Origin of the sequence: Micromonospora sp. WMMD754, from assembly GCF_049315235.1 — a bacterium.
GTDB classification, from domain to species: Bacteria; Actinomycetota; Actinomycetes; order Mycobacteriales; family Micromonosporaceae; genus Micromonospora; species Micromonospora sediminicola.
The window spans coordinates 4,462,646-4,475,000 of record NZ_CP186058.1; the positions used below are offsets into that span (position 1 = coordinate 4,462,646).

The following is a 12,355-nucleotide window of genomic DNA, read 5'->3' on the forward strand; positions in this document are numbered from 1 at the left end:
TCGACGCGACGACCGCTGCCGCGCCGGGCGGCCGCCCGGCGCGGCAGGGGGGTCAGCGGGGGAGGGGGTGGGCCCGCAGGAGGCGGGCCCACCAGGGACGGTCGTCGGGGCGGGGGCGGGGGATCGACGCGCCGCGGAGGCTGAGCCAGCCGCCGGGGCCCATCGTCACCGTGCCGACCGCCGGTGGGCGGCGGCGGGACCACAGCGCCACGGCGGCGGTGAGCGCGGCCACCGCGAACGCGCCGGTGGCGGCCGCGACCAGCTGGTCCGGGTCGACCACCCGGCGGTAGCGGACCCGGCCGTCGGCCAGGACGAACGCGCCCACCGGGCGACCGGAGCAGGTCACCGGCACCAGCGCGGCGCCCGGCGTGCCGGGCAGCTCCAGCACCGGCCCCACCGCACCGACGGCGGCCGGGGCCACCGGCTCGGGGGCGGCGGGCGCCGGGTCCGCGGCCGGCGGCGCGGGCCGGGGAACCGGGGGAACGGTGGCCAGGCCGGTCGGGTTGAAGATGGCGGTCATGACGCTGCCCTCCTAGCGGGAGTCGGAGTTGTCGGTGCCGGCCTCGACCGCGGCCCGGCCGGCGGCCAACCGCGCCACCGGCACCCGGTACGGCGAGCAGGACACGTAGTCGAGTCCGGCCGCGGCGAAGAACGCGATCGAGTCGGGGTCGCCGCCGTGCTCGCCGCAGACGCCGACGGTCAGGTCCGGCCGGGCCGCCCGGCCCTCGGCGACGGCGAGCCGGACCAGCCGCCCGACGCCGGCGGTGTCGACGCTCTCGAACGGCGACACCCCGAAGATGCCCCGGGCCAGGTACGCGGGGAAGAACGACCCCTCCACGTCGTCCCGGGAAAACGCCCAGGTGGTCTGCGTCAGGTCGTTGGTGCCGAGGGAGAAGAAGCTCGCCTCGCCGGCGATCTCCCCGGCGGTGAGCGCCGCCCGGGGCGTCTCGACCATGGTGCCGATCGGGATCTCCGGTGCGCCGTCGACAGCGGCCAGCACGCGGCGCGCCTCGTCCCGGACGGCGGCGAGTTCCCGCACGTCCCCGACCAGCGGGACCATGATCTCCGGGCGCGGGTCGCCGCCGGCCCGCAGCCGCTGCGCGGCCGCCTCCGCGAGCGCCCGCACCTGCATGGCGAACAGCCCCGGCACCACCAGCCCGAGCCGGACGCCGCGCAGCCCGAGCATCGGGTTCGCCTCGTGCATCCGCCGCACCGCCGCCAGCAGCGTCGCGTCGCGACCCGGGTCCTCGCCGCGCGCCTCGGCACGGGCCACCCGGGCGGTCAGTTCGGCCAGCGGGGGCAGGAACTCGTGCAGCGGCGGGTCCAGCAGCCGCACGGTGACCGGCAGACCGTCCATCGCGGCCAGCAGCCCGACGAAGTCGGCCCGCTGCAACGGCAGCAGCGCGTCCAGCGCCGCCCGCAGCTCGGTCGGGTCCGTGGCCAGGATCAGCCGCTCGACCAGTTCCCGGCGCTCGCCGAGGAACATGTGCTCGGTCCGGCACAACCCGATCCCGGCGGCGCCGAAGCGGCGGGCCCGGCGCGCGTCCTCCGGCGTGTCCGCGTTCGCCCGCACCCCGAGCGTCCGCACCGCGTCGGCGTGCGTGAGCATGCGGTGCACGGCGGCGACCAGCGGGTCGCTCTCCGGGCGCAGCTCACCGGCCAGGTAGCGAGCCACCGGGGACGGCTGCACCGGCACCTCGCCGAGCCAGATCCGTCCACTGGTGCCGTCGATCGAGATCAGCTCGCCGGCCGGCACCACCCGGTCGCCGACGCGGAACTCGCCGCGTTCGACGTCGATGCGCAGCGCGTCCGCCCCGCACACGCAGGTGCGGCCCATGCCCCGGGCCACCACGGCGGCGTGCGAGGTCTTGCCGCCGCGCGAGGTGAGCACGCCGGCCGCGGCGATCATGCCGGGCAGGTCGTCCGGGGTGGTCTCCGGGCGGACCAGGATCACCGGCCCGGTGGCCGCCGCCGCGGCGGCGGAGTCGAACACCACCCGCCCCACCGCGGCTCCCGGCGACGCGCCCACCCCGACGGCGAGCGGCTCCGGCGCGCCGGTCGGGTCGAAGGCGGGGAACGCGAGCTGGGCGAGCTGCGCCCCGGTGACCCGGGTCAGCGCCTCGTCGGCGGTGATCAGCCCCTCCTCGGCCAGCTGCGCGGCGATCACGAACGCTGCCGCCGGGGTGCGCTTGCCGACCCGGGTCTGCAGCATCCACAGCCGGCCGCGCTCGATGGTGAACTCGACGTCGCACAGGTCGCGGTAGTGCCGCTCCAGCGTCGCCATGATCTCCCGCAGCCGGTGGAAGCTCGCCGGGTCCAGCCGGGCCAGCTCGGTCAGCGGCACCGTGTTGCGGATGCCGGCCACCACGTCCTCGCCCTGCGCGTCGGTCAGGTAGTCGCCGTACACGCCGGGCGCGCCGGTGGCCGGGTCGCGGGTGAACGCCACCCCGGTCCCGGAGTCGGGGCCGAGGTTGCCGAACACCATGGCCATCACGTTGACCGCGGTGCCCAGGTCGTCCGGGATCCGCTCCTGGCGCCGGTAGATCCGGGCCCGCTCCGAGTGCCACGAGGAGAACACCGCCCGCACGGCCAGGAAGAGCTGCTCGTGCGGGGCCTGCGGGAAGTCGTGACCGACGTGCCGGGCGAAGATCTTCTTGTACGTGTCGACCAGGTCGCGCAGCTGCTCGGCGCTCGGCCCGCCCGGCCCGGCGGTGGCCCGCACCGCCGCCAGCTCGTGCTCGAACTCCTCGGCCGGGATGCCGTGCACGGTGCGGCCGAACATCTGGATCAACCGCCGGTAGGAGTCCCAGGCGAAGCGCTCCTCGCCGGTGCGCGCGGCGAGCCCGGCCACCGTGGCGTCGTTCAGCCCGATGTCCAGGATCGTCTCCATCATCCCCGGCATCGAGAACCGCCCGCCGGAGCGGACCGCCAGCAGCAGCGGGTCGCGCGGGTCGCCCAGCCACCGGTCCAGCCGCGCCTCGACCTCGCGCAGGTGCGCGTTGATCTCCTCGTACAGCCCGGCCGGCGGGGCGCCGGTGGCCAGGTAGGCGCGGCAGGCGTCGGTGGTCACGGTGAACCCGGGTGGCACGGGCAGCCCGAGCCGGGTCATCTCGGCCAGGTTGGCGCCCTTGCCGCCGAGCAGGTCGGCCCGGCTCCGGTCACCCTCGATGAAGTCGTAGACGTACTTCGGCATGGTCCGGCCTCCTCGGCTGTGTCGTTCCTCCTCCTTGGTAGCGGTGCCGGCGGTCGGCGCGGCAGGGCCGGACGGGACCTCAGGCGGGCCGGAGGTCCCGAGCGTGTCGGTGGGGCCGCGTATCGTTCCCGGCCGTGACCAGTGAGGTGCGGCTCCGCCCGGTACGCGACGACGACCTGCCCGCGTTCTTCGCCCACGAGCAGGATCCGCAGGCCACCTGGATGGCCGCCTTCGGCCCGGCGGACCCGTCCGACCGGGCCGCGTTCGACGCCCACTGGGCGCGCATCCGCGCCGACGAGCGGATCGTCAACCGCGCCGTGGTGGTCGACGGCGAGGTGGTCGGGCGGGTGGCCGCGTTCCCGGTCGGTGAGCGCACCGAGGTCAGCTACTGGATCGACCCGGCCCGCTGGGGTCGCGGTCACGCCACCGCCGCGCTCCGCGCGCTGCTGCGCGAGCTGCCGCCGGGGCCGGTGCACGCCCGCGCCGCCAAGGACAACGCCGCCTCCCTCGCGGTGCTGCGCAAGTGCGGCTTCGTCGTGGTCGGCGAGGACTCCGGATACGCCGCGGGCCGCGGCGCGGAGGTCGAGGAGTACGTGCTGGAGCTGCCCGCCGGGGCGGCTGACCAGGGCGCCCACTAGTCTCCCCGGGGTGAACTGGCTGGAACTCGTCGGCTGGGCCGGCTCCGCGCTGCTGGTCTGGTCCCTGCTGCAGACGCGCATCCTGCGGCTGCGCGCGCTCAACCTGGTCGGCTGCCTGATCCTGATCGGCTACAACGCCGCCGTGCACGTCTGGCCGATGGTCGGGCTGAACGTGGTGCTCGCCGTGATCAACGTCTGGTACCTGCGCCGGCTGCTGGCCACCCGGCACGACGAGCAGACCTACCAGGTGGTGGAGGTGGGCACCGACGACGCGTTCCTGGCCCACACGCTGCGGGTGCACGCCGCCGACATCGCCCGGTTCAACCCGGCGTTCCGGTGGGACCCGACCGACGCCGACCGCTCCGCCTTCCTGGTGGTCCGGGCCGACGAGGTGGTGGGCGTGATGGTGTCGCACGCCGAGGCCGACGGGGTGGCCCAGATCGACCTGGACTACGTCACCCCGCCGTTCCGCGACTTCACCCCCGGCGAGTTCGTCTACCGGCGCAGCCGCCTCTTCACCGACCGGGGCTTCCGCCGGGTGGTCAGCCCGCCGGGGATGGTCGCCCCCTACTACCACCGGCTCGGCTTCCGCCCGGAGGGCGACGCGTACGTGCTGGACCTGCCCGTCCCGGCCTGAGTCCGGTCAGTCCCGGGGCTGGCCGAACCAGCGGCCGAGCGCGGCGCGCAGCCCGTCCCGGTCCAGGGCGCCGGCGGTGGACGCCCAGGCGACGTAGCAGTCGGGCCGCAGCAGCAGCGCGGTCGAGGTGGTGCCGCCCAGCCGGCCGGTGACCAGGTCGACCCGGTCGCGCCACGGCCCGGCGGCGTCGGCCAGGGCGCCGGTGCCGTCGAGCAGCAACGGGCGCGCGTCGCGGGTCAGCTCGGCCAGCCGTACCGGCCCGGCGTCGCCGTGCACCTGCACGTCCGGCGCCCAGCTCCCGACCGGCGGCGCACCCGGCCCAAGGTCGTAGCGCACGTCCGCGCCGGCCATCAGCGCGGCCACGTGCGCGGCGTTCTCCGGCCGGGCGAGCAGCTCGGCGACCAGCTCGCGCAGCGCGGTGACCTCGCTTCCGGGCGCGATCAGGGCGGACTGGGCCTGGGTCGACACGGTGACCCGCCGGGCCGCCGGGCGGCGCTCGGTCTCGTAGGTGTCGAGCAACCCGTCCGGCGCCCAGCCGTGCAGCCGCGCGGCCAGCTTCCAGCCGAGGTTGACCGCGTCCTGTAACCCCAGGTTGAGTCCCGGGCCGCCGATCGCGGAGTGCACGTGGGCGGCGTCGCCGAGCAGCAGCACCCGCCCGTCGCGGTAGCGCTCGGCCAGCCGCGTGTTGCCGCCGACCAGGCGGCGCAGCACGTGCGGTCCGGCGCCGGCCGGCGGGGCGAGCGGCACCTCGGCGCCGATCACCCGGGCGATGCTGGCCCGCATCTCGGCGAGCGTCATCGGCGTCGACGCCTCCGGCTCGTCCGGCCACTCGGTGGTGCTGACCAGGGGCGGGCGGTCGGGGAACGGCGCCCAGACGATCAGTCCACGTTCGGTGCGGGTGTGGTGGAACGGCGGGACGACCCCGTGACCGGGCACCCTGATGCCGCCGGTGGCCGGGTCGATCGACTCCGCCGGCACGCCGACCTGGGCGGTACGCGAGACGGACCGGTCCGTGGTCACGCCCGGGAAGCCGATTGCGGCGAGCTTGCGGACCGTGCTGTGCCCGCCGTCCGCGCCGACCAGGTACCGGCAGGTGAGCGACGTGCCGTCGGCGAACCCGACCTCCACCGCGTCGTCGCGCTGCCGCAGTGCCGTCACCTCGTGCCCCCGGCGTATCCGCACGCCCAGCTCGGCGGCCCGCTCGGCGAGCACCCGCTCGATCTGCCGCTGCGGCACGGCCAGCCCGTGCAGCGGGTTGTCCGCGACACCGCTCAGGTCCAGCGGCAACGCGCCGAAGACGAACCGGGGCGCCGGTCGCGGTGGCGCGGCGTCGCCGGTGAGGCGCTGGTACAGGCCGCGCCGGTCGAGCATCCGGACCACCTGGCCGACCAGGCCGTTGGCCCGGTTCTCGGTGGTCGGCTCGACCAGCCGGTCGCACACCACCGGCCGGATCCCGGCCAGCGCCAGCTCGCCGGCGAGCATCAGGCCGTTCGGCCCGGCCCCGACGACCAGGACATCGATCATGGCAAGATCCTTTCCAGGGTACGGCGAACCGGCCGGTGGGCCGGCGGCCGACCGGGCGGGGGAGCGGGCGGGTCAGCGGGGCGGGGGCAGGCCGGCGGCGAGCTGGGCCAGCGCGTCGGAGAGGAGTCGGGCGACCGGCTCCGGCCGGTCGGCGCGGAGGAAGTGCCGCGTCGCCGCGCCGGAAGCCGCGCCGACCGCGGCGGCCACCAGGTGCGGGTAGAGGTCGTGGGCGGCGTCGGTGCCGGTGCGCTCGGCGACCGCCTCGGCCAGCTCCGCCTCGGCGAGCGCGCCGGACCGCAGCATCTCGCCCTGCAGCGCCGGCTCGGCGAGCATCACGCGCAGGCCGGCGACCCACTCGTCGTGGGCGTTCGGGGGCGACTGCGCAACCTCCGGCCCCGGCGCCCACGCCGACAGGACCGCCGCCTCGATCGCGGACCAGAGCGGCTCGCCGGCCGGACGCGCCCGCAGCGCGTCCGCCACCCGGCGGCTGCGGTCGAGGTGCCGGGCCGCGATCGCCTCGGCCTTGCTGGCGAAGTAGTTGTTGAACGTGCGCGGGGACACGCCGGCGGCCTGGGCGATGTCCTCGACCAGCACGTTGTCGTAGCCGCGCGCCACGGTCAGCCGGATCGCCGCCCAACTCAGCGCCGCCCGGGTCTCGGCCTTCTTGCGCTCCCGCAGTCCGCTCACGATGCCACGGTAGCAAAAGATGCGTGGAACGTAAAGATGCGGACCGCGCATTTTTTGGCCCGTACGGCCGGTGCCCGCACAGGATTCAGGCGCGCGTCGGCGGGGCACAGAGGGGCAACGCCGACCGGATCTGCCGGCCGGCGAGTCGGCCATCGGCCGACTGGGATCGGGCCGAGGGAGAGAACCGCTCGTGCAGAGCTACTGGAGCCAGTTGGCCCTGGTCGGTGTGCTGGTGATCGTCAACGCGGCCTTCGCCGGCAGCGAGATGGCCCTGGTCTCGTTGCGGGACAGCCAGCTGCAGCGGCTGGAGCGCAGCAGCCGCGCCGGCCGTACGCTGGCCCGCCTCGCCAAGGACCCGAACCGGTTCCTGGCCACCATCCAGATCGGCATCACCCTCGCCGGGTTCCTCGCCTCCGCCGCCGCCGCGGTCTCGCTGGCCCGCCCGCTGGTGCCGCTGCTCGGCGCGTTCGGCGACGCCGCCGAGACCGTCGCCATCGTCGCGGTCACCCTGGTCCTCACGTTCGTCACGCTGGTCTTCGGCGAGCTGGCGCCCAAGCGCATCGCCATGCAGTCCGCCGAGCGGTGGGCGTTGCTGGTGGCCCGCCCGCTGGACATGCTGGCCAGCGTGACCCGGCCGGCGGTGTGGGCGCTCGGCGCCACCAGCGACCTGGTGGTCCGCCTCTTCGGCCTCGACCCCAAGCACGAGCCCGACGAGATCGGTCCGGACGAGCTGCGCGACATCGTCGCCGGCAACCACGGCTTCACCAAGGAGCAGCGCACCATCATCGCCGGCGCGGTGGAGATCGCCGACCGTCAGCTGCGCGCGGTCCTCGTACCCCGGTTGCAGGTCTTCACGCTCGACAGCGGCACCACCGCGGACGCCGCGCGGCTGGTCCTCGCGGCCACCGGCCACTCCCGGGCGCCCGTGGTCCGCCACGGCGGCCTGGACGACGCGGTCGGCGTGATCCACCTGCGCGACCTGGTCGGCGTCCCCGACGACCGGCCGGTCGACGAGATCGCCCGACCGCCGATGCTGCTGCCCGACTCGCTTCCCGTGGTCGACGCGCTGCGTCAGTTCAAGGCCGAGCGCCAGCACATCGCGCTGGTGGTGGACGAGCGCGGCGCGGTCGACGGGATCGTCACGCTGGAGGACATCCTCGAGGAGATCGTCGGCGAGATCTACGACGAGACCGACCGGGACCTGCGCGCGGTCCGCACCGAGGCCGACGGGACGCTGGTGCTGCCCGGCACCTTCCCGGTGCACGACCTCACCGACCTCGGCGTGGACCTGCCGAACCGGCCGGCCGGCGACTACACCACCGTCGCCGGGCTGGTCCTGATCTGCCTCGGCCACATCCCGACGGTCGCCGGGGAGACGGTCCAGGTCGACGGCTGGGAGCTGACCGTCGCCGGCGTCGACCAGCGCGCCATCACCGAGGTGCAGGTCCGCCGCCGCAGCCGGCGCGGCCCGGACGACGGCGACGGGGACCCGGCCGACGGCACGGACGAGGCGACCGACGGCTCCACGGACCGGGCCCTGGACGAGGCCCGGCACTGAGCCGTCCCCCGGCCGGCCCGGGTCACCGACGGTCGGCCGGCGGGCCGAACGGGAAACCGGGCACCGGCGGCCGCAGCTGCACCGCGTCCGCCGGAAGTTGGTGCGTGCTGCGCCCGATCAGCCGGGCGACCGCCCGCAGCAGCCACGGCCCGGACGGGTGCAGTTCCGGTCCGATCAGCCGGCTCGTCACCCGGGTCCACCAGTGCCCGGCGACGATCACGTCGGTGATCCGCAGCCGGTCCGGCGGCCAGCCGCCCCGCACCACCACGTCCACCACCCGGCCCAGCCGCCGCCCGTGCAGGTCGTACGCGGCGCGGCCGAGAAGTTCACCCGCTCGCACGGTTCGACCCCGGGATCCGTTCGATCAGGTGCCGCCGCAGCCACGACTCCACCGGTGACGGCGGCAGGTCCGCGGCCCGGCAGCGCAACCGGACCGCGCTGTCCACCCGGGCCACCTGGGCCAGCGGCACGCGCAACGGCGGCACCGGCGGGTCGTCGGTGAACCGGTCGGCCACCCCCACCAGCAGCCGCCCCGCCCAGCCGCCGATCCGCTGGCCGAGCGCCCCCTGACCGGTGAGCAGACAGTCCACGTACGGATAGCCCTCGTCGTCGACCGCGAACGCGATGTCGTCGACCCGCCCCACGAGGCGACCGTCGACGTCGACGATCTGCCGGTCGAGCAGCCGTTTCGCGAGCTGGACCCTCATCGCCCCATCCCCGTCATCACCGCCAGCGGGATCGCCGCCACCGACGCGGCCACGATCAGCAGCAGGAACACCGCGCCGAGCAGGTTGGTCCACCACCCGTTGACCCGGTCGCCGAGGTATCCCCGGTCGTTGGCCACCACCAGGATCGGCAGATAGGTCAACGGGAGCACCACCGCGCTCAGCACCAGCATGTACTCGGTCAACCGCACCGGGTCCACGGTCGTCATCAGCATCACCACCCCGAGCAGGAGCCCGACCAGCAGAACGCTGTGGAACCGGGCTGCCTCCCGCGGGCTGACCCGCTTGCCCCACTGCCACCCGAAGTACTGCGCCGCCGCGTACGCCGCGGACAGCCCGGTCTCCAACGCCGCGCCGAACGTCACCGCGAAGAACGCCAGCACGGCCGCGGCCAGCCCGGCCCCGCCCAGCGCGGCCGCCACCGGCCGGGCCACCTCGTCCAGCGTGCCCAGCGACGTCCCCGACGGGTGGTAGGCCACCGTCGCCACGGCGATCAGCGACAGCGCCAGGAACCCACCCACCGGGAAACCGATCAGCACGTTGGAGCGGGCGTGCGCCAGGTCCGCCGCGCTCCACCGCTCCTCGACCCCGCCGGAGGAGAAGAAGAACACCTCGTACGGGCTGACGGTCGACGCGAACAGCGCCACCGCCACGAACCAGTACAGCGGCCAGCCGTGCCCGGCCGCGCCGACCTGCCACGCCCCGCGCCCCAGCTCCGCCCAGTCGGTCGGCAGCGCGACCAGCGCGACCGCGAACACCAGCAACGCCAGCCCGGCCAGGCCGAAGATCCGCTCCATCAGCTCGAACCGCATCCGCCACAGCACCAACCAGACCGCCAGCGCGGCCAGCGGCACCCAGAGCAGGTGGCTCAGCCCGGTCGCCAGTTGCAGCGCGAGCGCCACCCCACCCAGCTCCGCCGCCAGGGTGACCACCGTGACCAGCCACGACGCGACCAGGTTGAGCAGCGCCACCCGCGGGCCGAGCCGCTCCCGGACCAGGTCGAACACCGCCCGGCCGCTCACCGCCGCGATCCGGCCGGCCATCTCCGCGTACGCGCAGATGCCCACCACCCCGACCAGCAGCACCCAGGCGTGGGCCATGCCGAACAGCGCGCCGGCCTGGCTGGCGGCCACCAGGTCGCCGATGTCGACGAAGCCGCCGACCGCAGACAGCACGCCCAGGGTGACGGCGAGGAGCTTCCTCACGTCAGGTCGGCGGCACGCGGTCTCATCGACGCGACGATATCGGCGTCAGCGCCCGGTTTCGGGCGAATGGGTCAGCCGGCGGTGAGGTTCTGCAACCGCACCTGGCCGCGCGCGACCAGACGCGCGTCCCCGTCGGTGATCTCCACCAGCCAGAGCTGCTGGCTGCGCCCCCGGTGCACCGGCGTGCCTACCGCGGTCAGCTCCCCGTCGCGGACCGCGCGCAGGAAGTCGGTCTGGTTCGACACCCCGACCACGTTGCCCCGCTCGCCCAGCCAGAGTGCGCCACCGACGCTGGCCGCGGTCTCCACCACCGAGCAGTAGACGCCGCCGTGCTGGATCCCGTACGGCTGGTGCAGCTCCGGGCGGACCTTCCAGCGGATCACCACCCGGTCGCCGCTGACCTCGTCGAACGTCAGCCCCAACAGGGCCACGAAACCCCCGCTCAGGTTCGGCATCTCCACCGCGGTTCCTCCTCGCGCTCGACGGCGCCGCCAGCCTAGTCGGCCCCACGGTGGGCAAACCGGGTACGGCCCGGGCCGGGGGATGGGGGAGAATCGGTGACCGTGACCGACAGCAACCTCCCGCAGGGGCGGGACTCCCTGACCGAAGACCTGCTGTGGCGGGGCCTGATCCAGGACTCGACCGGCCTCGACGAGCTGCGCGAGCTGCTCGACGGCGGGAGCACCACCTTCTATGTGGGCTTCGACCCCACGGCGCCCAGCCTGCACATCGGCAACCTGATGCAGGTCGTCATGGCGCGCCGGCTCCAGCTCGCCGGACACCGGCCGCTGCTGCTGGTCGGCGGCGCCACCGGTCAGATCGGCGACCCCAAGGAGAGCGCCGAGCGGACGCTGAACCCGCCCGAGGTCATCGCCGGTTGGGTCCGGCGCATCCGCGACCAGCTCTCGCCGTTCGTGACGTACACCGGGGAGAACGCGGCCCAGCTGGTGAACAACCTGGACTGGACCGGCGAGATGTCGGTGGTCGAGTTCCTCCGGGACGTCGGCAAGCACTTCCCGGTGAACAAGATGCTGGCCCGGGAGGTGGTGAAGGCCCGGCTGGAGAGCGGCATCAGCTACACCGAGTTCAGCTACCAGCTCCTGCAGGCCAACGACTTCTTCGAGCTGCACCGCCGGCACGGGTGCCGGCTCCAGTACGGCGGCTCCGACCAGTGGGGCAACATCACCGCCGGGGTGGACTACATCCGCCGTCGCGGCGCCGGGCCGGTGGAGGCGTTCACCACGCCGCTGGTGACCAAGGCCGACGGCACCAAGTTCGGCAAGAGCGAGACCGGCACGGTCTGGCTCGACCCGCAGATGACCAGCCCGTACGCGTTCTACCAGTTCTGGGTCAACGCCGACGACCGCGACGTCAGCCGCTACCTGCGGTACTTCAGCTTCCGCTCCCGTGAGGAGCTGGAGGAACTGGAGAAGGCGACAGCGGAACGTCCGCAGGCGCGCCTGGCCCAGCGGGCGCTCGCCGAGGAGCTGACCACCCTGGTGCACGGCGAGCGGGAGACGGCGCAGGCGGTGGCCGCGAGTCAGGCGCTGTTCGGGCGCGGTTCGCTCGACGAGCTGGCCCCGGAGACGCTGCGCGCGGCGCTCACCGAGGCCGGTCTGGTGCACCTCGACGAGCTGCCGGACGTGGCCGGCCTGCTCAAGGAGTCGGGCCTGGTGCCGAGCATGAAGGAGGCCCGGCGGGTGATCGCGGAGGGTGGCGCCTACGTCAACAACACCCGGATCGCCGAGGTCGACGCGACCGTCTCGCCGGCGGACCTGCTGCACGGGCGTTACCTGGTGCTGCGTCGTGGCAAGCGTTCCTTCGCGGGCGTTGAGCTGCGCGGATAGCCATCGGTCGAGGATGTGACGCGGGACGCGCCCGGCGGATTTGACGATCAATCCGCCGGGCGCGTAACTTTCTCTCTGCCAGCGCGGAACGGACGAACAGGGCGAAAGACCTGGAAGGCCGGAGCGCAGGACCTGGGACACGGGCGGTGCCCCGGATCCGCCGGAAGGCGGATTTGGTGAGGCGGAACCGACCGGGTAAGGTTGTCGGCCGGCAGGGAAACGGACGGGCCAGCGGGAAACCGCGGGCGGCTGTCCTGCCGAATTCCTCGGAACAGCCGACGGAAGTCGGTTGAATCGGGGTGCCCGGTAAAAGGGTGATGCACGACAAACCGGAAGACACC

General features: G+C 74.5%; 12 protein-coding genes. 4 read left to right on the forward strand and 8 right to left on the reverse strand.

The annotated features are described in order from the left end of the window. Positions 1-52: 52 nt before the first annotated feature. Both ACN27B_RS21545 and ppdK read right to left on the reverse strand, forming a co-directional pair. Positions 53-520 (reverse strand): hypothetical protein, encoded by a 468-nt coding sequence (locus ACN27B_RS21545; protein ID WP_099161497.1) that lies wholly within the window; start codon positions 518-520, stop codon positions 53-55. A gap of 12 nt (positions 521-532) precedes the next feature. Further along, positions 533-3,193, reverse strand: a complete 2,661-nt coding sequence (gene ppdK / locus ACN27B_RS21550; protein ID WP_422741359.1) for a pyruvate, phosphate dikinase — start codon at positions 3,191-3,193, stop codon at positions 533-535. A gap of 134 nt (positions 3,194-3,327) precedes the next feature. Between ppdK and ACN27B_RS21555 the strand changes: the two genes are divergently transcribed. Together ACN27B_RS21555 and ACN27B_RS21560 are read left to right on the forward strand one after the other, a co-directional pair. Then, positions 3,328-3,831 carry a GNAT family N-acetyltransferase gene (locus tag ACN27B_RS21555; protein WP_099161495.1) on the forward strand — a complete coding sequence of 168 codons (504 nt, stop codon included), beginning with the start codon at positions 3,328-3,330 and terminating at the stop codon, positions 3,829-3,831. A 10-nt stretch (positions 3,832-3,841) separates the two neighbouring features. Further along, positions 3,842-4,468, forward strand: a complete 627-nt coding sequence (locus tag ACN27B_RS21560) for a hypothetical protein (protein WP_422741360.1) — start codon at positions 3,842-3,844, stop codon at positions 4,466-4,468. Between the two features lie 6 nt (positions 4,469-4,474). Here ACN27B_RS21560 and ACN27B_RS21565 read toward each other — a convergent pair whose 3' ends face one another. Together ACN27B_RS21565 and ACN27B_RS21570 are read right to left on the reverse strand one after the other, a co-directional pair. After that, positions 4,475-5,992, reverse strand: a complete 1,518-nt coding sequence (locus ACN27B_RS21565) for an FAD-dependent monooxygenase (RefSeq protein WP_422741361.1) — start codon at positions 5,990-5,992, stop codon at positions 4,475-4,477. Positions 5,993-6,064: 72 nt separating this feature from the next. Continuing rightward, positions 6,065-6,679, reverse strand: a complete 615-nt coding sequence (locus ACN27B_RS21570; protein WP_216642355.1) for a TetR/AcrR family transcriptional regulator — start codon at positions 6,677-6,679, stop codon at positions 6,065-6,067. A gap of 190 nt (positions 6,680-6,869) precedes the next feature. Between ACN27B_RS21570 and ACN27B_RS21575 the strand changes: the two genes are divergently transcribed. Continuing rightward, positions 6,870-8,237, forward strand: coding sequence for a hemolysin family protein (locus ACN27B_RS21575; protein ID WP_253866545.1), 1,368 nt, complete (start codon positions 6,870-6,872; stop codon positions 8,235-8,237). Between the two features lie 22 nt (positions 8,238-8,259). Here ACN27B_RS21575 and ACN27B_RS21580 read toward each other — a convergent pair whose 3' ends face one another. The 4 genes from ACN27B_RS21580 to ACN27B_RS21595 all read right to left on the reverse strand — a co-directional run bounded on the left by ACN27B_RS21580 (position 8,260) and on the right by ACN27B_RS21595 (position 10,622). Then, a complete protein-coding gene (locus ACN27B_RS21580; RefSeq protein ID WP_099161491.1) occupies positions 8,260-8,577 on the reverse strand; it encodes a hypothetical protein in 318 nt (105 codons plus the stop codon). Next, positions 8,564-8,944 carry a hypothetical protein gene (locus ACN27B_RS21585; protein ID WP_422741362.1) on the reverse strand — a complete coding sequence of 127 codons (381 nt, stop codon included), beginning with the start codon at positions 8,942-8,944 and terminating at the stop codon, positions 8,564-8,566. The genes ACN27B_RS21580 and ACN27B_RS21585 overlap by 14 nt, the downstream gene beginning before the upstream one ends. Further along, positions 8,941-10,167 (reverse strand): NRAMP family divalent metal transporter, encoded by a 1,227-nt coding sequence (locus tag ACN27B_RS21590; protein WP_422741363.1) that lies wholly within the window; start codon positions 10,165-10,167, stop codon positions 8,941-8,943. Before ACN27B_RS21590 ends, ACN27B_RS21585 begins: the two co-directional genes overlap by 4 nt. 71 nt (positions 10,168-10,238) lie before the next feature. After that, entirely contained in the window at positions 10,239-10,622 is a 384-nt protein-coding gene (locus ACN27B_RS21595) for a PaaI family thioesterase (RefSeq protein WP_172967997.1), read from the reverse strand. 108 nt (positions 10,623-10,730) lie between these two features. Between ACN27B_RS21595 and tyrS the strand changes: the two genes are divergently transcribed. Continuing rightward, positions 10,731-12,014 carry a tyrosine--tRNA ligase gene (tyrS, locus tag ACN27B_RS21600; protein ID WP_091583721.1) on the forward strand — a complete coding sequence of 428 codons (1,284 nt, stop codon included), beginning with the start codon at positions 10,731-10,733 and terminating at the stop codon, positions 12,012-12,014. Positions 12,015-12,355: the final 341 nt, after the last annotated feature.

Excerpts from the sequence above, each read along its gene's own strand:
- ACN27B_RS21545 (WP_099161497.1), bottom strand. The coding sequence starts at position 520 with ATGACCGCCATCTTCAACCCGACCGGCCTGGCCACCGTTCCCCCGGTT.
- ppdK (WP_422741359.1), bottom strand. The coding sequence starts at position 3,193 with ATGCCGAAGTACGTCTACGACTTCATCGAGGGTGACCGGAGCCGGGCC.
- ACN27B_RS21565 (WP_422741361.1), bottom strand. The coding sequence starts at position 5,992 with ATGATCGATGTCCTGGTCGTCGGGGCCGGGCCGAACGGCCTGATGCTC.
- ACN27B_RS21585 (WP_422741362.1), bottom strand. The coding sequence starts at position 8,944 with ATGAGGGTCCAGCTCGCGAAACGGCTGCTCGACCGGCAGATCGTCGAC.
- ACN27B_RS21595 (WP_172967997.1), bottom strand. The coding sequence starts at position 10,622 with ATGCCGAACCTGAGCGGGGGTTTCGTGGCCCTGTTGGGGCTGACGTTC.